This window comes from Pseudomonas sp. SHLD1 (genome assembly GCF_028640935.1).
Classification (GTDB): Bacteria; Pseudomonadota; Gammaproteobacteria; order Pseudomonadales; family Pseudomonadaceae; genus Chryseomonas; species Chryseomonas aestiva.
This window is the reverse complement of the sequence record NZ_JAQZAD010000011.1, coordinates 1-19,119: the sequence shown is the minus strand read 5'-3', so window position 1 is coordinate 19,119 and position 19,119 is coordinate 1. Positions and strand designations below refer to the sequence as shown.

The 19,119-nt window shown below is 64.3% G+C and carries 20 protein-coding genes; 14 read left to right on the top strand and 6 right to left on the bottom strand.

Translation table 11 applies throughout. The features are described from left to right. Nucleotides 1-11: 11 nt before the first annotated feature. Genes PVZ77_RS03325 through PVZ77_RS03315 form a run of 3 tightly spaced genes read right to left on the bottom strand, consistent with a single transcriptional unit; the run spans nt 12 to nt 3,010 of the window. On the bottom strand, nt 12-1,520 hold the full coding sequence (locus tag PVZ77_RS03325) for a tripartite tricarboxylate transporter permease (RefSeq protein WP_273809751.1): 1,509 nt from the start codon (nt 1,518-1,520) through the stop codon (nt 12-14). 1 nt (nt 1,521) lies between these two features. Beyond that, nucleotides 1,522-1,980: a tripartite tricarboxylate transporter TctB family protein gene (locus tag PVZ77_RS03320; RefSeq protein WP_017640135.1), complete on the bottom strand. Its 459-nt coding sequence runs from the start codon at nt 1,978-1,980 to the stop codon at nt 1,522-1,524. A gap of 49 nt (nt 1,981-2,029) precedes the next feature. Beyond that, nucleotides 2,030-3,010: a Bug family tripartite tricarboxylate transporter substrate binding protein gene (locus PVZ77_RS03315; RefSeq protein WP_133862960.1), complete on the bottom strand. Its 981-nt coding sequence runs from the start codon at nt 3,008-3,010 to the stop codon at nt 2,030-2,032. Nucleotides 3,011-3,340: 330 nt separating this feature from the next. Between PVZ77_RS03315 and PVZ77_RS03310 the strand changes: the two genes are divergently transcribed. Next, a complete protein-coding gene (locus tag PVZ77_RS03310; RefSeq protein WP_007161984.1) occupies nt 3,341-4,012 on the top strand; it encodes a response regulator in 672 nt (223 codons plus the stop codon). Further along, a complete protein-coding gene (locus PVZ77_RS03305) occupies nt 4,005-5,408 on the top strand; it encodes a sensor histidine kinase (RefSeq protein ID WP_273809748.1) in 1,404 nt (467 codons plus the stop codon). Before PVZ77_RS03310 ends, PVZ77_RS03305 begins: the two co-directional genes overlap by 8 nt. 2 nt (nt 5,409-5,410) lie before the next feature. On the opposite strand, the gene PVZ77_RS03300 is transcribed toward PVZ77_RS03305, so the two are convergent. Further along, nucleotides 5,411-6,241 carry an HDOD domain-containing protein gene (locus tag PVZ77_RS03300; RefSeq protein WP_273809746.1) on the bottom strand — a complete coding sequence of 277 codons (831 nt, stop codon included), beginning with the start codon at nt 6,239-6,241 and terminating at the stop codon, nt 5,411-5,413. A 40-nt stretch (nt 6,242-6,281) separates the two neighbouring features. After that, on the bottom strand, nt 6,282-7,199 hold the full coding sequence (ygfZ, locus tag PVZ77_RS03295) for a CAF17-like 4Fe-4S cluster assembly/insertion protein YgfZ (RefSeq protein ID WP_273809744.1): 918 nt from the start codon (nt 7,197-7,199) through the stop codon (nt 6,282-6,284). 122 nt (nt 7,200-7,321) lie between these two features. Here ygfZ and PVZ77_RS03290 point away from each other — a divergent pair, with 122 nt between their 5' ends. Beyond that, complete coding sequence (locus PVZ77_RS03290) at nt 7,322-7,579, top strand: FAD assembly factor SdhE (RefSeq protein WP_133862956.1); 258 nt, start codon at nt 7,322-7,324, stop codon at nt 7,577-7,579. Next, nucleotides 7,563-8,015 carry a protein YgfX gene (locus PVZ77_RS03285; RefSeq protein ID WP_273809742.1) on the top strand — a complete coding sequence of 151 codons (453 nt, stop codon included), beginning with the start codon at nt 7,563-7,565 and terminating at the stop codon, nt 8,013-8,015. The genes PVZ77_RS03290 and PVZ77_RS03285 overlap by 17 nt, the downstream gene beginning before the upstream one ends. Here the strand turns inward: PVZ77_RS03285 and nadB are convergent. Beyond that, nucleotides 7,972-9,594, bottom strand: a complete 1,623-nt coding sequence (nadB, locus tag PVZ77_RS03280) for an L-aspartate oxidase (RefSeq protein ID WP_273809741.1) — start codon at nt 9,592-9,594, stop codon at nt 7,972-7,974. The genes PVZ77_RS03285 and nadB overlap by 44 nt on opposite strands. A gap of 331 nt (nt 9,595-9,925) precedes the next feature. Here nadB and rpoE point away from each other — a divergent pair, with 331 nt between their 5' ends. The 10 genes from rpoE to pdxJ all read left to right on the top strand — a co-directional run bounded on the left by rpoE (nt 9,926) and on the right by pdxJ (nt 18,931). Further along, nucleotides 9,926-10,507 carry an RNA polymerase sigma factor RpoE gene (gene rpoE, locus PVZ77_RS03275; protein ID WP_026083736.1) on the top strand — a complete coding sequence of 194 codons (582 nt, stop codon included), beginning with the start codon at nt 9,926-9,928 and terminating at the stop codon, nt 10,505-10,507. A gap of 33 nt (nt 10,508-10,540) precedes the next feature. Further along, the gene (locus tag PVZ77_RS03270; RefSeq protein WP_273809739.1) at nt 10,541-11,071 is read left to right on the top strand and encodes a sigma-E factor negative regulatory protein; all 531 of its coding nucleotides are present in this window, start codon (nt 10,541-10,543) and stop codon (nt 11,069-11,071) included. A 222-nt stretch (nt 11,072-11,293) separates the two neighbouring features. Then, nucleotides 11,294-12,718, top strand: a complete 1,425-nt coding sequence (locus PVZ77_RS03265) for a DegQ family serine endoprotease (protein ID WP_273809736.1) — start codon at nt 11,294-11,296, stop codon at nt 12,716-12,718. Between the two features lie 147 nt (nt 12,719-12,865). Further along, on the top strand, nt 12,866-14,665 hold the full coding sequence (gene lepA / locus PVZ77_RS03260) for a translation elongation factor 4 (protein ID WP_187978494.1): 1,800 nt from the start codon (nt 12,866-12,868) through the stop codon (nt 14,663-14,665). A 5-nt stretch (nt 14,666-14,670) separates the two neighbouring features. Then, nucleotides 14,671-15,525, top strand: coding sequence for a signal peptidase I (gene lepB / locus PVZ77_RS03255; protein ID WP_133862950.1), 855 nt, complete (start codon nt 14,671-14,673; stop codon nt 15,523-15,525). Beyond that, nucleotides 15,522-15,917 (top strand): DUF4845 domain-containing protein, encoded by a 396-nt coding sequence (locus PVZ77_RS03250; protein ID WP_133862949.1) that lies wholly within the window; start codon nt 15,522-15,524, stop codon nt 15,915-15,917. Before lepB ends, PVZ77_RS03250 begins: the two co-directional genes overlap by 4 nt. Beyond that, a complete protein-coding gene (rnc, locus tag PVZ77_RS03245) occupies nt 15,914-16,603 on the top strand; it encodes a ribonuclease III (protein WP_133862948.1) in 690 nt (229 codons plus the stop codon). The genes PVZ77_RS03250 and rnc overlap by 4 nt, the downstream gene beginning before the upstream one ends. Next, nucleotides 16,596-17,501 carry a GTPase Era gene (gene era / locus PVZ77_RS03240; protein ID WP_273809732.1) on the top strand — a complete coding sequence of 302 codons (906 nt, stop codon included), beginning with the start codon at nt 16,596-16,598 and terminating at the stop codon, nt 17,499-17,501. Before rnc ends, era begins: the two co-directional genes overlap by 8 nt. Nucleotides 17,502-17,503: 2 nt before the next feature. Beyond that, on the top strand, nt 17,504-18,187 hold the full coding sequence (recO, locus tag PVZ77_RS03235; RefSeq protein ID WP_187978495.1) for a DNA repair protein RecO: 684 nt from the start codon (nt 17,504-17,506) through the stop codon (nt 18,185-18,187). Nucleotides 18,188-18,190: 3 nt separating this feature from the next. Continuing rightward, nucleotides 18,191-18,931, top strand: coding sequence for a pyridoxine 5'-phosphate synthase (gene pdxJ / locus PVZ77_RS03230; RefSeq protein ID WP_273809730.1), 741 nt, complete (start codon nt 18,191-18,193; stop codon nt 18,929-18,931). The last annotated feature ends 188 nt before the right edge of the window (nt 18,932-19,119 follow it).

Below are 19,119 nucleotides of genomic sequence, written 5' to 3'. Positions count from 1 at the left end.
TGTCACCGACTTCAGACGGTTGCGGGCTTGGGTGCGCGCCGCTTGCGCCAGGCACGGTAGAAGGGCAGGGCCACCATCAGGATGCAGACGATCCAGATGACCTGGCTGATGCCGCTCTGCCAGAGAATGCCCACTTCGCCGTTGGAGATCGACAGCGCGCGTCTCAGGCTGGTCTCCATCAGCTCGCCAAGGATGAAGCCCAGCAACAGCGGCGAGAGGGGGAAGTCCAGCTTGCGCATGATGTAGCCGAAGATGCCCACGCAGACCATCAGCACCAGGTCGAAGGTGGTGGCATGCACCGCGTAGACGCCGATGCCGGTGATGATGGCGATGGCCGGGGCCAGCGACCAGTTCGGCACATCGAGGATCTTGGTGAACATCTTCACCATGGGCACGTTGAGGATGAGCAGCATGACGTTGGCGATGAACAGCGAGGCGATCAGGCCCCACACCAGATTCGGCTCGTTCTGGAACAGCAGCGGGCCGGGGGTGATGTTGTACAGAGTCAGGGCGCCGATCATCACCGCGGTGGTGCCCGAGCCGGGGATGCCCAGGGTCAGCATGGGAATCATGTTGCCGCACACCGCCGCGCCGATGGCGGTTTCCGGCGCGGCCAGGCCACGCAGGTCACCCTTGCCGAACTTGCCATCGGCACCGGCCATGCGCTTCTCGGTGGTGTAGGCCAGGGCGCTGGCCAGGGTCGCGCCGGCACCCGGCAGGACGCCGATTATGAAGCCGCTCACCGAACTGCGCAGGTTGACCATGAACACGCTGCGGGCTTCGCGCACGTTGAACAGCATGCGCCCGGTGGCCTTGACCGCGACCTGGCCATGATGGGTCTGCTCCAGCAGCAGGAGCAGTTCGCTTACCGAGAACAGCCCCAGCACCAGGATCACGAAGTCGATGCCGTCGGCCAGGTGCACGTTGTCGAAGGTGAAGCGATAGACGCCGCTGTTGGCATCGATGCCCACGGAGGCGATGGCCAGGCCGAAGAGTGCGGCGACCAGGGTCTTGACCGGCTTCTCGGCGGCCATGCCGGAGAGGCTGAGGATGGCCAGGGCCATCAGCGCGAAGTACTCCGCCGGACCGAAGGCGATCGCCCACTTGGCCAGCAGCGGCGAGAACAGCACCATGCCGCAGGTGGCGATGAAGGCGCCGATGAAGGAGCTCCAGGCCGACAGCGACAGGGCCACGCCCGCCATGCCCTGGCGTGCCAGCGGATAGCCGTCCAGACAGGTCATCATGGTCGCGGCTTCGCCGGGGATGTTCAGCAGGATCGAAGAGATCCGGCCGCCGTATTCGCAGCCCAGATAGACCGCCGCCAGCAGGATCAGCGACGTCTCCGGCGGCAGGCCCAGGGCGAAGGCCACCGGGATCAGCAGGGCGATGCCGTTGATCGGCCCGAGACCCGGCAGCAGACCCACCACGGTGCCGATCAAGGTGCCGATCAGCGCCACGATCAGGTTGGTCGGCGTCATGGCGACGCCAAAGCCCTGCATCAGAAAATTCAAGGTTTCCATGTTAGCCTTCCAGGAATTCCAGCACGCCAAGGGGTAGGGGGACTTCCATCACCCGGTCGAACAGCACATAGAGACTTACCGAGAGCAGCAGGCTGACCAGGGCACAGGGCATCAGGCGGCCGCCATAGAGCAGGCCACACAGGGTGGCGGTAAGGAAGGCGCTCAATGGGAAGCCCAGCGGCTGGAAGGTCAGGGCGTAGCCCAGCAGGATGACGCAGCAGGCCACCACCTTGCGCAGCGACGAGGCGTCGAGCGGCTTCTGGTCTTCGCCATCGCCGATCGGCGTGGGGCGGATGATCAGATAGGCGAGGCCCAGGCTCATCAGTCCGAACATCAGCATCGGATAGGCCCGCGGACCGACCGGCTCGTAGGAGAAGGGCGCCTGGTAATCCCGGGCGATGAACAGCATGACGAGTCCGGCCACCAGCCAGACCGCCATGAAGGCGCGTTGGAAGATCATGTCGACATCCTCGAAGGCGCCCGGAGGGGCGCCAGGGGCGGGGGCTCTGTTATTGGATCAGGCCGAATTCCTTGGCCATGCCGCGGTAGCGCGCGACTTCCTTCTGCACATAGGCGTCCAGTTCGGAACCGGTCATGGCGAAGGGGAAGAGCTCGCGCTGATCACGCAGCTTGGCGAAGTCGTCGGACGCCAGCAGCTTGTCGAAGCTGGCTTTCCACCAGTTGTACTGTTCGTCGGTGACCTTCGGGCCGACATAGAAGCCACGCACCACCGGCCAGACGATGTCGTAGCCCTGCTCGCGTGCGGTGGGGATGTCCTTCATCGCCGGTTCGTCGAAACGCTGCTCGGCGAAGACCGCCAGGAGGCGCATGTTGCCGGCCTCGACATGGGGCATGGAGTCGGAGATGTCGGTGCTGCCGACTTGGATGTGGCCACCCAGCAGCGCGGTGGCGATCTCGCCGCCACCTTCCAGGGCCACGTAGCGCAGGTCCTTGGGATTGATGCCGGCGGCCTTGGCGATCAGCGCCGTCTGCATCCAGTCCTGGCTGCCCACGGTGCCGCCGGAACCTATGACCACCTTGCTCGGGTCCTTCTTCAACGCCTCGACCAGATCACCTAGGGTCTTGTAGGGCGAATCGGCCTTGACCGCGATGGCACCGTAGCTGGCACCCACCGCCGCCAGCCAGCGCACGGCCTTCTCGTCGAAGCGACCGAACTTGCCCTGGGCCAGGTTCAGCAGCGAACCACTGGAGAAGGCGACGATGGTGTCGCCATCCGCCGGACGCTGAGCCACTACGGTGTTGTAGGCCACCGCGCCGACGCCGCCGGGCATGTAGGTCACGCGCATGGGCCTGTCCAGCAGCTTGGCTTCCACCAGGCCGCTCTGAGCCAGCTTGCAGGTCAGGTCGAAGCCACCACCCGGCGAGGCTGGGGCGATGCATTCGGGACGCTTGGGTTCGGCCATGGCCTGGGCGGATAGCAGCACGGAGGCGGCCAGGGTCAGGGTGAGGGTGCGCAAGGTGGTGCTCATCGACGTCTTCCTTTTGTTGTTATTTCAGAAGCTGACAGGCGGACACGGCTCAGGCTCGCCAGGACGGCGATCGTTCGGAGAGGTAGCACGGGAGCACGTGGAGCTGCGCGAGGGCGAGCATGGATGTCGTTCCGCTTGTTATTGTTGTTGGCCAACCAGGGGTGGCGCTTGGGCAAGCATCATGCGGTTCTGGGACCGCTACCTTTCACTCTAGACCGCCAAGCTTTCAACAGCCTTTCAGTCGTGAAAGGCAACGAATGTGCATGGCTAGCAGCGGGTCAAGGGGCCACTATCCGGTAAACTCGGACCTTTTAGGCAGGAGCTGTCAGCGTGCGCATCCTATTGGTCGAAGATCATCCGCCACTGGCCGAAAGCGTTGCCCAGGCGCTCAAGAATGCCGGTCTTAACGTCGATTTGCTCAACGATGGCGTGGCCGCTGACCTGGCCCTGCAGAGCGAAAGCTATGCCCTGGCCATTCTCGACGTCGGCCTGCCGCGCATGGATGGCTTCGAGGTGCTGGCGCGCCTGCGCGAGCGCGGCGATCGCCTGCCGGTGCTGATGCTCACCGCCCGCGGCGAGGTCAAGGACCGGGTGCAGGGCCTCAACCTCGGCGCCGACGACTACCTGGCCAAGCCTTTCGAACTCACCGAGCTGGAAGCCCGGGTCAAGGCCCTGCTGCGCCGCAGCGTGCTGGGCGGGGATCGCCAGCAGCGCTGTGGTCCGCTGATCTACGACCTCAATACCTCGCGCTTCACCCTGGGCGAGGAGGCGCTGTCGCTCACCTCCCGCGAGCACGCCGTGCTGGCCGCGCTGATCGCCCGTCCCGGCCGGGTCATGAGCAAGGAACAACTCGCCGCCCAGGTCTTCGGCCTGGACGAGGAAGCCAGTCCCGAGGCCATCGAGATCTATGTGCACCGCCTGCGCAAGAAGCTGGAAGCCGGCGCGGTACGCATCGTCACCTTCCGCGGCCTGGGCTATCTGCTGGAAGAGCAGCATGGCTGAGGTGGCGAAGGCGGCGGGCAGTCTGCGTGGCCGCCTGCTGCTGCGCATGGTCATCCTGCTGGCGGTAATCCTGGCGATCAGCAGTCTGGCGGCCTATCTCAATGGCCGGCGCCTGGCCGACGTGGCCTATGACCGGACGCTGCTGGCTTCGGCCCGTACCATCGCCGCGGGCCTGTCGGCGTCCAACGGCACGCTGCGCGCCGATGTGCCCTACATCGCCCTGGACAATTTCGCCTACGACAACGTGGGGCGTATCTTCTACCAGGTGTTGGATACCCGGGGTCGGCTGATCTCCGGTTACGAAGAGATCCCACCCCCGCCGCCGGGGACGTCCCTGACCCGCGACTATCCGGCCCTGGCGCGCTTCTACAACAGCACCTATCGCGGCAAGGATGTACGGGTGGTCAGCCTGGCCCAGCCGGTCAGCCAGCCGGATCTCACCGGCATGGCCGAGATCCGCGTCGCCGAGACCGCCGAAGCTCGCGAGGAGGTGGCCCGCAGTCTGCTCACCGACACCCTGATCCGCCTCGGGCTGATGGGGTTAGGTGCCATCCTGCTGGTGTGGATGGCAGTGGGTGCCGCCCTGCGTCCGCTGGAGCGCCTGCGCCAGGCGGTGGAAGAGCGTGGGGTGGACGACCTGCGACCGCTGCCGGAGGTCCGGGCGCCCCAGGAACTGCTGCCGCTGGTGCATGCCCTGGAAGGCTTCACCCTGCGCCTGCGTCGCCTGTTCGAGCGCCAGGCCGACTTCATCGCCAACGCCGCCCACGAATTGCGCACCCCGCTGGCGGCGATCAAGGCGCGCGTCGAACTGGGCCTGCGCGAACGCGAGCCCCAGGCCTGGTACGCCACCCTGGAGGTGACCCGCGCGAGCACCGATCGCCTGGCGCGCCTGGCCAATCAGCTGCTGTCGCTGGCACGCATCGAGAGCGGCGCCCAGGCCATCGCCGAGGGGGGCGCCGAACGCCTGGAACTCAGCGAGCTGGCCAGGGAGCTGGCCATGGCGCTGGCGCCGCTGGCCCATGCCAAGGGCGTCGCCCTGGCCTTCGAGCCCTTCGCCAGGGCGCCGGTGATCGGCGAGCCGACGCTGCTCAACGAGCTGCTCTGCAATCTGGTGGAAAATGCCCTGGCCCATAGCCAGCCAGGTGGCAACATCGTGGTGCGGGTGCTGGCCCCGGCGGTGCTGGAGGTCGAGGATGACGGTCCCGGCATTCCGGCCAATGCGCGGGCCAAGGTCTTCGAGCGCTTTCAGCGCCTGGATCCGCAATCCGGGGGCGCCGGGCTGGGATTGGCCATCGTCGGTGAGATCTGCGCCGCCCACCGGGCCCGCATCCAGTTGCTGGACGGCGCGCTCGGCGGCCTAAGGGTGCGGGTCGAATTTCCCGCCGAGGAAGCCTAGGCTCAGCCGAGCAGGGTGCGCGACTGTTCCACCGCGTCCCAGAAGGACTGATCCTGGGCGGGGTCCGGCTGGTTGTTCAACCCCAGGCGGATGCCGGCCGGCAGCGTCTGCACCGCGATCTCCTGCTGGCCCAGGCGCTGCGCATGCAGCTGGGTCGCGACCTGCACGATATCGGCATAGTCGGCCGCCGCGGGCTGGCGCTCCAGCGCCAGATACTCCCGGGGCACGCAGGCGATGTCGGCTGGGAAGTCCCAGACCTTGAGAATGCGTTCGCCGATCTGCGGATGGATGCGCGCCGTCACCTGGTCGAGGGTGATGGCGTTGGCCAGCAGCTCTTCCTGTTCTTCGGCATAGGTGAGGATCGGCAGCACGCCGATCTGGTGCACCAGGCCGGCGAGCAGGGCGCGGTCGGCCATCAGGCGCGTGTACTTCTTGCACAGCGCATGGCTGATGGCGGCGATCTCGGTGCCCTGGCTCCAGACCTCGCGCATCTTGCGATCCACGGCGTCGCTGGTGGCCTGGAACATCTGCTGCATGGCCAGGCCCGTGGCCAGGTTCGCCGTGTAGTTGATGCCCAGGCGCCCGACCGCCATCTGCAGGTCGGTGATCTCCTTGCTGGTGCGCAGCAGCGGGCTGTTGACCACCTTGATCAGGCGCGCCGTCAGGGCCGCGTCCATGGCGATCACCCGGCTCAGCTCGGCGACACCCACGTTGGGGTCTTCGGCCGCTTCTCTGACCTTCAGCGCCACCTCGGGAAGGGTGGGCAGCACCACGCGATCGGTGTCTATCGCGTGAAGAAGATCCTGGACAACTTTTTCGGCAAGAGGAGTCATGACGTACCTGTGTGAGGAGCGGAAAAGGCGATCCCAACCTTCAGCGCTTTATTTCACGATCGCTATCGAGTGAGTAGGGCAAATCGAGTAAACGGCAGTTTGGCCCGTCCGAGCTGCCCACCGAGACGCGTCCATCCTCGGCGGCATCGCCCTGCAGCACCGCGAGGAATTCGCAGCCCTCGGCGCTAGACGCGGCGAGCACCACCTCGCCCACGCTGCTGCCATGCACCGGCGAGAACAGCTCGGTACCCACGGCGGGGGGCTGGTCGCTGCCGGCGAGTCGATAGAGGCGCCGCTTGAGCTTGCCCAGGTACTGCATGCGCGCGACGATCTCCTGGCCGGTGTAGCAGCCCTTGCGAAAGCTCACGCCATCCAGCGCCTGCAGATTGATCATCTGCGGGACGAACAGCTCGCGGGTCGCGCCGAACACCTGGCCCACGCCGGCCCGCACCTGGGCCAGCAGCCACTCATCGAGCGCGACCTCCGGCAAGGCCGGCGCCGCTGCGTCCGCCGCGCGCCAGGTCTCGACCCGACCATCCTCCAGCCGCAGGGCGAAGCCGCCATCGAGCGGCGCCACGGCATTGGCCTGGTCACCCAGCACGACATCGGGACAGGCGCTGGCGAAACCGGCGGCAGAGAGCCCCAGGCGTTGCCAGTGGCTGCTTTCATCGCTCAGCGTCGACTTGGAGAAGACCGCATACTTCTTCAGGTCGGTCAGCAAGGGCTCGACCAGCTCCGCGGCCATTGCCAGCAGATAGCCGTCGGCCTGCTTGACGATGCGGAAGCTGGACACCAGGCGCCCCTTGGGCGTGCAGCGACCCCCCAGGCCGGCCTGGTCGTCAGCGAGATAGTTGAGGTTGCAGGTCACCTGCCCTTGGAGAAACTTGGTCGCATCGACCCCGCGGATGGCCAGGACGCCTTCGTGGGTCAAGCGGCAGAAATACGGCGAGTCGGCCATTGCGGCAGCAGCTCCGTGTCGAGTGAAGCCGCTCATCATAGGCGCGCCCGGGATGAATGTCAGGCGCACTGCGCGGCAGGGCGCTTCGGGCTTATACTGCGCCGATCGTCGCAGGAGTCCCCATGAGTACCGAAGCTACCGAACTCAACAGATTGTACTGGCACAGCCGTCGCGGCATGCTGGAACTGGATGTATTGCTGGTGCCCTTCGTCAAGGAGGTCTATTCCTCCCTGGGCGCGGAAGACCAGGCCCGCTATCGCAAGCTGCTCGAGTGCGAGGACCAGGACATGTTCCACTGGTTCATGCAGCGCGGCGAACCGGAAGACGCCGATCTGCAGCTCATCGTGCGCATGATTCTGGACCGTGTCCAGCCGGCTTGAGCCCTTCGAATGCCGCTGGAGCGCCTCTGCCGGCCTCCTGCGGCTGCACGCCCTGGGCGCGTTCGCCGCGGGGATCTGCCCTTGGCTGGCGGCCATTCCCTGGACGCTCAAGCCGCTTTTGACGCTGCTGGTACTCTGGTCCTGGCAGCGCGTGCGCCAGCGCCAGCTCCAGCAGCGCTACCCCGGCGTGCCACGGCGGCTGCGGCATGGCGCCGAGGGTTGGCAGCTCTGGTCGCCAGCGACCGGTTGGCAGGCCATCCAGGTGCGCCCGGACAGCTTGGCCCTGCCGCGGCTGGTGGTGCTGCGCTATCGGGTGCCGGACGAAAGACGCACCCGCAGTCTCTGCATCGCCCGCGACAGCCTCGCCGCGGACGCCCATCGCCGCCTGAGAGTCAGGCTTCGCTTCGCGCCGCGCCGGTTCGCGGCACCAGAATAGTGTCCCGGGCCGTGCTGGCGAGTTGCGGATAGTCCAGGGTGAAGTGCAGGCCGCGACTCTCCTGGCGGGCGAGGGCGCTCTCGATGATCAGTTCCGCCACCTGCGCCAGGTTGCGCAGCTCGATCAGGTCGCGGCTGACTCTATAGTTGCTGTAGAACTCGTCGATCTCGTCCATCAGCAGCCGAATGCGATGGCGGGCGCGCACCAGTCGCTTGGTGGTGCGCACGATGCCGACATAGTCCCACATGAAGCGCCGCAATTCGTCCCAGTTGTGCGCGATCACCACGTCCTCGTCCGAGTCCGTCACCTGGCTGGCATCCCAGTCGGGCAGGTCGCGCGGCATGCCGATCTCGGTCTCTTGCGCCTGGATGTCCAGCGCCGCCGAGCGCGCGTAGACGAAGCACTCCAGCAGCGAATTGCTGGCCATGCGATTGGCGCCATGCAGACCGGTACAGCTGGTTTCGCCGATGGCGTAGAGGCCGGCGAGATCCGAGCGTCCGTGCTCATCGACGCGCACCCCGCCACAGGTGTAGTGCGCGGCCGGTACCACGGGGATCGGATCGCGGGTGATGTCGATACCCAGTTCCAGGCAGCGGCGATAGACCGTGGGGAAGTGCTCCTGCACGAAGTCCGCCGGCTTGTGGCTGATGTCGAGGAAGACGCAGTCGATGCCCAGGCGCTTCATCTCGTGGTCGATGGCCCGCGCCACCACGTCGCGCGGAGCCAGGTCGGCGCGGGGGTCGAAGCGCGGCATGAAGCGTTCCCCATCGGGCAGGCGCAATACGGCACCCTCGCCACGCAGGGCCTCGGTGATCAGGAAGCTCCGCGCATGGGGGTGATAGAGGCAGGTGGGATGGAACTGGTTGAATTCCAGATTGGCCACCGAGCAGCCGGCGCGCCAGGCCATGGCGATGCCGTCACCGCTGGCGCTGTCCTGGTTGGTGCTATAAAGGTAGGCCTTGCTGGCGCCGCCGGTGGCCAGCACCGTGAAGTGCGCGTGCAGGGTATCCACCTGGTCGCTGGTGCGGTCGAGCACATAGGCGCCCAGGCAGCGAGCGCCCGGCCGGCCGAGTTTTTCCGTGGTGATCAGATCCACCGCCACGCGCTGGCTGAGCAGCTGGATATTGGGACGGCCTTCCGCGGTGCGCAGCAGGGTGTCGAAAATCGCCATGCCGGTGGCATCGGCGGCGTGGATGATGCGTCTGTGGCTGTGGCCGCCTTCCCGGGTCAGGTGAAAGCCCAGGCCGCCCTTGGCGGCGTCCTGCTCGCGGGTGAAGGGCACGCCCTGGTCGATCAGCCACTGCATGGCCTCGCGGCTGTGCTCGACGGTGAAGCGCACGGCGGCTTCGTCACACAGCCCGGCGCCCGCGACTAGGGTATCCTGCACGTGCGCCTCGACGGTATCGCCCTCGTCCAGCACGGCGGCGACACCCCCCTGCGCCCAGTAGGTCGAGCCATGCGCCAACTCGCCCTTGCTCAGCACCGCGATCGACAGCGTCGCGGGCAGATTGAGCGCGAGCGTCAGGCCCGCGGCGCCACTGCCGATTACCAGGACATCGAATTCCAGATGACGCGCCATGACGTTTCCTTCTCACCGAGACGGCGAGTATAGGAACAAGGCGGCTGACGGCATAGCCGTTGGCAGGAAGCGGGCAGGGAACTCGCGGGAGCAAAGCAGGGTCTATGTACAGATAATCGCTCATCCGTGCGGCCGGAGTGCCTAGACGAGAATGGGCCATCTGCCAAAGCTAAATCAGTGATACCCAGGAGCGATCAGCAGCCATTTCAGTGCTCGCTCATCAACTGCTGTGGAGGGGAGAACTTTCGTGCAACAGCCCAGTCTAGCAGCGCGCGTCGATAGTGAAAGCAAGGACGATACCGAGCTGCAAGCCAAGGATAGCAAGCAAGCCCTGCCCACTCAGGAGCAGGATCAACAACTGGTCGAGCGCGTACAACGTGGCGACAAGCGTGCCTTTGACCTGCTGGTGCTCAAGTATCAGCACAAGATTCTCGGTCTGATCGTGCGTTTCGTCCACGATACCCAGGAAGCCCAGGACGTCGCTCAGGAGGCTTTTATCAAGGCCTATCGCGCCCTTGGGAACTTCCGTGGCGATAGTGCTTTCTACACCTGGCTCTATCGCATCGCCATCAACACGGCAAAGAACCATCTGGTTGCCCGGGGTCGTCGTCCACCGGACAGCGACGTCAGTGCCGAAGATGCGGAATTTTATGAAGGCGACCATGCTCTAAAGGATATCGAGTCCCCGGAGCGGTCCCTTTTGCGGGATGAGATCGAGGCCACCGTGCATCGGACCATCCAGCAACTCCCGGAAGATCTGCGCACCGCGCTGACCTTGCGTGAGTTCGAAGGCCTCAGCTACGAGGACATTGCCAATGTAATGCAATGTCCGGTGGGAACGGTCCGCTCCCGGATTTTCCGGGCTCGGGAAGCGATAGACAAAGCATTGCAGCCCCTGCTGCGTGATGCATAGACAGCGACGACAGCTTTTAGAGAGGTAATACGTATGAGTCGTGAAGCCCTGCTGGAATCCCTGTCCGCTGTTATGGATAACGAAGCGGACGAATTCGAAACCCGGCGCGTCATCGCCGAGGTCAGCAAGGACCCGGAATTGCGCGCCACCTGGTCGCGCTACGCCATGGTCAGCGCCGTGATTCGCGGTGAGCCCATGCTGCCGAATCTGGATATCGCCAAGGGCGTCACCACCACGCTGGAGCGTGATGAGATCGCCGCAACGCCGGCAGCGGCACCTGTTGCCGCTCAGGCGAGCAAGGGTCGCTGGTCGAGCCTGGGTCGTGTCGCGGTAGCCGCGTCCGTGACCTTCGCCGTCCTGGCGGGCGTGCGGATGTACAACCAGTCCGACGTCTCCACCCAGGGTCTGGCCCAGCAGGCGCCGAGCCAGCTGACCGTGCCGCAACCCGCGCGTAGCCCGGCCGTGCTGGCCAGCTTCAGCGAAGAAAGCACCAAGGCCAATGCCCAGGTCAAGGCTGATCAGCCTGCAGCAGGTGAAAAGCAGGACGCTCCTGCCCAGCGCTGATCTGCTGGCTTCACCTCGAAACGGCGCCCGGAGTCCAGCTCCAGGCGCCGTTTTTTTTGCCCTGGAGATTTTCGACCAGGTCGCAAAAAAGCTTCGAAAGCTATCGTTCAGCAAGGGCGTGGTATTTCTGCTGCCAGTCGTCACTGACAGTGCCTCCGATCCGGGAGAGGCAGGTCGCCAGCGATGTGTTCAAGTCATTGGATAGAGTGGAGCTGCATGCGCATGCGCAATCTAAAGCATTACACGGCGGCCCTGATGGGGCTCTGGCTGATGGGACTGACGGCCATGGCTCGGGCCGATCTGCCGGATTTCACCGGCCTGGTCGAGGCGGCGTCGCCCGCGGTCGTCAACATCAGTACCCGTCAGAAAATTCCCGAAGGTCGGGGCGCCGGCGCCATGACCATGCCGGATCTGGAAGGTCTGCCGCCGGGCATCCGTGAATTCTTCGAGCGCAGCATTCCGCAGATGCCGCGCAGTCCCCGGGGCAAGCAGGAGCAGGCCCAGTCGCTGGGTTCCGGTTTCATCATCTCCCCCGATGGCTACATTCTGACCAACAACCATGTAGTCGCCGATGCCGACGAGATCCTGGTGCGCCTTTCCGATCGCAGCGATCACACCGCCAAGCTGATCGGCGCGGATCCCCGCACCGACGTCGCCCTGCTGAAGATCGACGCCAAGGACCTGCCTACCCTCAAGCTGGGCAACTCCGACCAGCTCAAGGTCGGTGAGTGGGTACTGGCCATCGGCTCGCCCTTCGGTTTCGATCATTCGGTCACCGCCGGTATCGTCAGCGCCAAGGGCCGCAGCCTGCCCAATGAAAGCTACGTGCCCTTCATCCAGACCGACGTAGCCATCAACCCGGGCAACTCCGGCGGCCCGCTGTTCAACCTCAAGGGTGAAGTGGTCGGGATCAACTCGCAGATCTTCACCCGCTCCGGTGGCTTCATGGGGCTGTCCTTCGCCATCCCCATCGACGTCGCCATGAACGTGGCCAATCAGCTGAAGACCGAAGGCAAGGTCAGCCGTGGCTGGCTCGGCGTGGTCATCCAGGAAGTGGACAAGGATCTCGCCGAATCCTTCGGCCTGGATCGCCCGGCGGGTGCCCTGGTCGCCCAGACCCTGGACGACGGTCCCGCGGCCAAGAGCGGCATCAAGGTGGGTGACGTCATCCTCTCGGTCAATGGCCAGAAGATCGAGGAATCCGCCGACCTGCCGCACCTGATCGGCAACCTCAAGCCGGGGGCCAAGGCCGACATGGAGATCATCCGCGAGGGCAATCGGCAGAACCTCAGCGTCACCGTGGGCGACATGCCCAAGGATGACCAGGCCGCTTCCGGTGGCGAGCGTGGTTCCGACCGGGCCAGCAATCGCCTGGGCATCGCCGTGGCCAACCTGACCCCCGAGCAGAAGAAGACCCTGGATATCCAGGGCGGCGTGGTCATCAACAAGCTCAGTGGCGACGGTCCTGCCGCGGCCATCGGCCTGCGTCCGGGCGATGTCATCACCCACCTGAACAACCAGCCGATCGAATCGGCCCCGGCCTTTGAGAAGATCACCTCGGCGCTGCCGGCGGGTCGCTCCATCTCGATGCGCGTGGTGCGCGAAGGTCGCGCCAGCTTCATCACCTTCAAGCTGCCGGGCAAGTAACGGCAAGGCAGTCGAGCAGGGGCGGGCGACCGCCCCTTCTTTTTGTCCGCTCGAACGGCGCGAGTCCCCTTGTTTGCCGCATTAAGGTAAACTCCCCCGCTATTTTCCCGGCGGATGTTCCGCCGCTGGCTATTCGAGTGCTGATTCGTGAGTGATCTGAGCCATATCCGCAATTTCTCCATCATCGCCCACATCGATCACGGCAAGTCGACGCTTGCGGATCGGTTCATCCAGATGTGTGGTGGTTTGAGCGACCGAGAAATGGAGGCCCAGGTCCTGGATTCCATGGATCTCGAGCGTGAGCGCGGGATCACCATCAAGGCCCACAGCGTTACGCTGTACTACAAGGCCGAAGATGGTAAGACCTACCAGCTCAACTTCATCGATACCCCTGGCCACGTCGACTTCACCTATGAAGTCAGCCGCTCGCTGGCCGCCTGCGAGGGCGCGCTGCTGGTGGTGGACGCGGGGCAGGGCGTGGAAGCCCAGTCGGTCGCCAACTGCTACACCGCCATCGAGCAGGGCCTCGAGGTCATGCCGGTGCTGAACAAGATGGATCTGCCCCAGGCCGATCCGGACAAGGTCAAGGCCGAGATCGAGCACATCATCGGCATCGATGCCACCGACGCCGTGCCCTGCAGTGCCAAGAGCGGCATGGGTGTGCCGGAGGTGCTCGAACAGCTGGTCAAGGTCATTCCGCCGCCGGAAGGCGAGATCGACGCGCCGCTGCAGGCGCTGATCATCGACTCCTGGTTCGACAACTACCTGGGCGTCGTCTCGCTGGTGCGCGTCAAGCACGGACGGGTCAAGAAGGGCGACAAGATCCTGGTCAAGTCCACCGGCAAGGTGCACCAGGTCGACAGCGTCGGCGTCTTCTCGCCCAAGCACACCGAGATGCCTGATCTGAAGGCCGGTGAAGTGGGCTTCATCATCGCCGGTATCAAGGAAATCCTCGGTGCTCCGGTCGGTGACACCCTGACCCTCAGCGCCACCCCTGACGTGGCCATGCTGCCGGGCTTCCAGCGGGTCAAGCCGCAGGTCTACGCCGGTCTGTTCCCGGTCAGCTCCGACGACTTCGAGGACTTCCGCGAAGCGCTGCAGAAGCTCACCCTCAACGACGCGGCCCTGCAATACGAGCCGGAAAGCTCCGAGGCCCTCGGCTTCGGCTTCCGCATCGGCTTCCTCGGCATGCTGCACATGGAGATCATCCAGGAGCGCCTGGAGCGGGAATACGATCTCGACCTCATCACCACGGCGCCGACCGTGGTCTTCGAGGTGGTGCTCAAGGATGGCAGCACCATCTATGTCGACAACCCCTCGAAACTGCCGGACCTGGCCTCCGTCGCCGAGATGCGCGAGCCCATCGTCCGCGCCAACATCCTGGTACCCCAGGAGCACCTGGGTAACGTCATCACCCTGTGTATCGAAAAGCGTGGCGTCCAGCGCGACATGCAGTTCCTCAGCAGCCAGGTGCAGGTCAGCTACGATCTGCCGATGAACGAGGTAGTGCTGGACTTCTTCGACCGCCTGAAGTCGGTGAGCCGCGGCTATGCGTCGCTCGATTACAGTTTCGATCGCTTCGAGGCGGCCAGCCTGGTCAAGCTCGACGTCCTCATCAACGGCGAGAAGGTCGACGCCCTGGCTCTGATCGTCCATCGCGACAAGGCGCACTACAAGGGTCGCGCCCTGACCGAGAAGATGAAGGAGCTGATCCCGCGGCAGATGTTCGACGTGGCGATCCAGGCAGCCATTGGCGGTCAGATCGTCGCCCGTACCACCGTCAAGGCGCTGCGCAAGAACGTCCTGGCCAAGTGCTATGGCGGTGACGTCTCCCGTAAGCGCAAGCTGCTGGAAAAGCAGAAGGCGGGTAAGAAGCGCATGAAGCAGGTTGGTAGCGTAGAGATTCCTCAAGAGGCCTTCCTGGCCGTGCTCAAGGTGGATAGCTGAAGCCCATGTCCTGGAACTTCCCTCTGTTGCTGGTTCTCGCGGTCGCCGTCTGCGGCGCCCTGGCGCTCATCGATCTGCTGGTGCTCGCACCGCGTCGTCGCAAGGCGATCCAGACCTACGGGCAGCAGGTCAGCGAGCCTGATCCCGTGGTCCTGGAGCAGTTGAACAAGGAACCGGCGCTGGTCGAGTACGGGAAGTCCTTCTTTCCCGTCCTGGCCATCGTGCTGATCCTGAGATCTTTCCTGGTGGAGCCGTTCCAGATTCCTTCGGGCTCCATGAAGCCGACCCTGGAAGTGGGCGACTTCATCCTGGTGAACAAGTTCGCCTACGGCATTCGCCTGCCGGTGATCGATCTCAAGGTCATCCCGATCGGTGATCCCCAGCGTGGCGACGTCATGGTGTTCCGCTATCCCAGCGATCCCAGCGTCAACTACATCAAGCGCGTGATCGGGGTGCCGGGCGATACCATCCGCTATACCAGCGACAAGCAGCTGTACATCAACGGCCAGCGCGTCAGCGAGGAGCTGGTGGGCGACGAGCCGGGCTCGCTGGGCAGCGTCAAGCTGTTCAAGGAACAACTGGGCAAGGCCGAACACCTGATCCGCGAAGAGATGACCCGCTACCGCATGGAGCCCGACCACGAGTGGAAGGTGCCGGCCGGTCACTACTTCATGATGGGTGACAACCGCGACAACTCCAACGACAGTCGCTACTGGGACGATCCCAACATTCCCCGTGACCTGCTGGGCATGGTTCCCGACCGCAACATCGTCGGCAAGGCCTTCGCCGTCTGGCTGAGCTGGCCGGAGCCCAAGCTGCAAAGCATGCCCACCCTGTCTCGCGTAGGTATCATCAGATGAATGAACGCAGAGTGCCCGGTCTCCCGTCGCGTCAGCAGGGGCTGTCGTTTCTCGGTGGTCTGCTCGGACTCTGCGTCATCGCCTTCCTGGCCAGCACGGCCATGAAACTCGTTCCGCATTACCTGGACTACAATGCTCTGACCAAGGTCATCGAATCCATCGGCGACAACCCCGATAACCAGATTCGCAGCGTGTCCGACGTCTACAGCTACGTGGGGAAGGGTATGCAGGTGAACGACATCCGTGATCTCGATCTGCAAAAGGCCATGCGCGTCGAAGCCGACGGCAACCACCTGCAGATCCACCTCGACTATGAAAAGCGTGAACACCTGATCCGCAACATCGATCTGGTCGTTCGTTTCAATCGTGATTTCCGTATAAATCTCCCGTGACTTTATCTCTAGATCGCCTCGAGCGTCGGCTGGGTTATACCTTCCAGGACCCGGACCTGATGCTGCTCGCCCTCACGCACCGCAGCTTTGCCGGTCGCAACAACGAACGCCTGGAATTTCTCGGCGACGCCATCCTCAACTTCATCATCGGTGAAGCCCTCTACGATCACTTCCCCCAGGCCCGCGAAGGCCAGCTGTCCCGCTTGCGGGCCAAGCTGGTGAAAGGCGAGACCCTGGCGCTGCTGGCCCGCAGCTTCGAACTCGGTGACTACCTGCGCCTGGGCTCCGGTGAGCTGAAGAGCGGCGGCTTTCGGCGCGAATCCATTCTCGCCGATGCCATGGAAGCCCTGATCGGCGGCATCTATCTGGATGCCGGCATGGACGCGGCGAAAGACCGGGTCATGGCCTGGCTGGGGCCGCAACTGCGCGAGCTGACGCCGGTGGATACCAACAAGGATCCCAAGACGCGGCTGCAGGAATTCCTCCAGGCGCGCGCCTGCGACCTGCCGCGCTACGAGGTGGTCGCCATCGAGGGAGAGCCCCATTGCCGGGTCTTCTTCGTCGAATGCGAGATCGCCATGCTCAATGAAAAGACGACGGGGCAGGGCGCCAGTCGCCGCATCGCCGAACAGATAGCGGCCTCGGCGGCCTTGATCGCCCTGGGCGTGGAGAATGGTCATGAATGATGAGCTGAAGGCATCGCGCTGCGGCTACGTAGCCATCGTGGGTCGTCCCAACGTCGGCAAGTCCACGCTGCTCAACCATATCCTCGGGCAGAAGCTGGCCATCACCTCGCGCAAGCCGCAGACCACCCGGCACAACATGCTCGGCATCAAGACCGAGGGTGAGGTCCAGACCATCTATGTGGATACCCCCGGTCTGCACAAGGAAAACCAGAAGGCGCTCAACCGCTTCATGAACAAGACGGCCGTCACCGCCCTGCGCGATGTGGACGTCGTGGTGTTCGTGGTCGACCGCACCCGCTGGACCGACGAAGACCAGATGGTGCTGGAACGGGTGCGCTTCGTGAAGTGCCCGGTGCTGCTCGCCGTCAACAAGATGGATCGCCTGGAAGACAAGGCCGACATGCTGCCGCACCTGCAATGGCTGCAGGAGCAGTTGCCGGAAGCCGCGCTCATTCCGATCTCCGCCCAGCACGGCCACAATCTCGACGCCCTCGAGGAGCTGGTCGCCGAGCGCCTGCCGGAAGGCGACCACTTCTTCCCCGAGGACCAGATCACCGACAGATCCAGCCGCTTCCTTGCGGCCGAACTGATCCGGGAAAAGATCATGCGCCAGCTGGGAGCGGAGTTGCCCTATCAGGTCGCGGTCGAGATCGAGGAATTCAAGTACGACAGCGGCGTGCTGCACATCCATGGCCTGATTCTGGTCGAGCGTGATGGCCAGAAGAAGATCCTCATCGGCCAGGCGGGCGAGCGCATCAAGCGGATCGGCCAGGAAGCCCGCCACGACATGGAAACCCTGTTCGACGCCAAGGTCATGCTCAATCTCTGGGTCAAGGTCAAAGGCGGCTGGTCCGATGACGAGCGTGCCCTGCGCTCTCTGGGTTATTCCGACCTCTAGCGATGCAGGCGTCCGAGCCGCTGTTCGTCCTGCATTCGCGTCCTTACCGGGAAAGCAGTGCGCTGGTGGATGTGTTCGGCGCCTTTGGCCGGGTCCGTACCGTATTGCGCGCGGCCCGCTCCCGCTCCGGAAGTCTGGCCAGACCCTTCATCCCGCTCGAGGCTCAGCTTAGCGGGCGAGGGGAGCTGAAGAATCTGCAGAAGGTGGCGGCCCTGGCGCCGCCCTTTCTGCTCCAGGGGCAGGCCCTTTTCAGTGGCTTCTACCTCAACGAGCTGCTGGTCCGGCTGCTGCCCGCCGAGGATCCCTATCCCGCCCTCTTCGAACTCTATGGTCTGACCCTGGCCGCCCTGGTCCAGGGTCGTCCGGTCGAACCCCTGCTGCGCACCTTCGAATGGCGTCTGCTTGATCTGCTGGGCTACGGTTTTTCGCTGGCCCAGGCCCTGGATGGTCGGGCCATCGAGGCCCAGCGTCTCTATCGCTTCATTCCGGATCAGGGCTTCGAGCCCGTCGACGAGGTTCGCCCGGGCTGTCTGGCTGGCGCGGAAATCCTGGCACTGGATCGCGGCGAATGGGACGATCCCACGGTAGTCCGCGCTGCCAAGCGCCTGATGCGCCAGGCCCTGGCGCCGCACCTGGGCAGCAAACCCCTGATGAGTCGCGAATTGTTCGCCAAGCCAAGTGAATAAGCCATGAAAGAGTTCAGTCGTGTTCTGTTGGGCGTCAACATCGATCATGTCGCCACCCTGCGCCAGGCTCGGGGTACGAGATATCCCGATCCGGTCAAGGCGGCACTGGACGCCGAGGAGGCGGGAGCGGATGGCATCACCCTGCACCTGCGTGAGGACCGTCGCCATATCCAGGAGCGGGATGTCCGCCTGCTGCGTGACCTCCTGCAGACCCGCATGAATCTCGAAGTCGCCCTGACCCCGGAGATGCTGGCGTTCGCTCGGGAGATCCGGCCCGAGCACGTCTGCCTGGTACCGGAGCGCCGGGAAGAACTGACGACCGAAGGTGGCCTGGATGTCCTGGGGCAGGTCCAGCGCATCCGTGATGCCATTGCCGCGCTGCCCGCTTCGGAAGTGTCCCTCTTTATAGACCCCGATCTGCAGCAGATTCAGGCCGCCAAGGACAGCAGCGCCCCGGTGATCGAGTTGCACACCGGTCGCTATGCGGAAGCCGAGACCCAGGAAGAACAGGCTCATGAGTTGCAGCGCCTGGCCAGGGCGGTGGAATTCGCCACCGGCCTCGGGCTGGTTGTCAATGCCGGCCACGGCCTGCACTACCATAATGTCCAGCCGATCGCGGCGCTGCCGGGTATCAACGAGCTGAACATCGGTCACGCCATCGTGGCCCAGGCGGTCTTCGTCGGCTTCAAGCAGGCGGTCAGGGACATGGCCGAATTGATCCGCTGCAACTCGGTCGTAAAATAACTGTTGACCTGCTTTGAAACTCCCCTATAATGCGCCCCACTTCCGGCGCAGATGCTGAAGCGGCTTGAAAATCAAGCACTTAGGTCTGAGTCGGGCGAGGGGTCCACGGATTCTTCGCCATTCGGTTTTCACCTCAGGGTGATGACGAAATGAAGCGGAGGGGGTTGACAGCATCTTGGGATGCTGTA

Bases quoted from the DNA above. Each gene is read 5' to 3' on its own strand.
- PVZ77_RS03315 (WP_133862960.1), bottom strand. From the start codon at position 3,010: ATGAGCACCACCTTGCGCACCCTCACCCTGACCCTGGCCGCCTCCGTG.
- lepB (WP_133862950.1), top strand. From the start codon at position 14,671: ATGTCCTGGAACTTCCCTCTGTTGCTGGTTCTCGCGGTCGCCGTCTGC.
- PVZ77_RS03290 (WP_133862956.1), top strand. From the start codon at position 7,322: ATGAGTACCGAAGCTACCGAACTCAACAGATTGTACTGGCACAGCCGT.
- recO (WP_187978495.1), top strand. From the start codon at position 17,504: ATGCAGGCGTCCGAGCCGCTGTTCGTCCTGCATTCGCGTCCTTACCGG.
- PVZ77_RS03320 (WP_017640135.1), bottom strand. From the start codon at position 1,980: ATGATCTTCCAACGCGCCTTCATGGCGGTCTGGCTGGTGGCCGGACTC.
- PVZ77_RS03265 (WP_273809736.1), top strand. From the start codon at position 11,294: ATGCGCAATCTAAAGCATTACACGGCGGCCCTGATGGGGCTCTGGCTG.
- nadB (WP_273809741.1), bottom strand. From the start codon at position 9,594: ATGGCGCGTCATCTGGAATTCGATGTCCTGGTAATCGGCAGTGGCGCC.
- pdxJ (WP_273809730.1), top strand. From the start codon at position 18,191: ATGAAAGAGTTCAGTCGTGTTCTGTTGGGCGTCAACATCGATCATGTC.
- PVZ77_RS03270 (WP_273809739.1), top strand. From the start codon at position 10,541: ATGAGTCGTGAAGCCCTGCTGGAATCCCTGTCCGCTGTTATGGATAAC.
- PVZ77_RS03305 (WP_273809748.1), top strand. From the start codon at position 4,005: ATGGCTGAGGTGGCGAAGGCGGCGGGCAGTCTGCGTGGCCGCCTGCTG.
- era (WP_273809732.1), top strand. From the start codon at position 16,596: ATGAATGATGAGCTGAAGGCATCGCGCTGCGGCTACGTAGCCATCGTG.
- PVZ77_RS03300 (WP_273809746.1), bottom strand. From the start codon at position 6,241: ATGACTCCTCTTGCCGAAAAAGTTGTCCAGGATCTTCTTCACGCGATA.
- PVZ77_RS03325 (WP_273809751.1), bottom strand. From the start codon at position 1,520: ATGGAAACCTTGAATTTTCTGATGCAGGGCTTTGGCGTCGCCATGACG.
- ygfZ (WP_273809744.1), bottom strand. From the start codon at position 7,199: ATGGCCGACTCGCCGTATTTCTGCCGCTTGACCCACGAAGGCGTCCTG.
- PVZ77_RS03250 (WP_133862949.1), top strand. From the start codon at position 15,522: ATGAATGAACGCAGAGTGCCCGGTCTCCCGTCGCGTCAGCAGGGGCTG.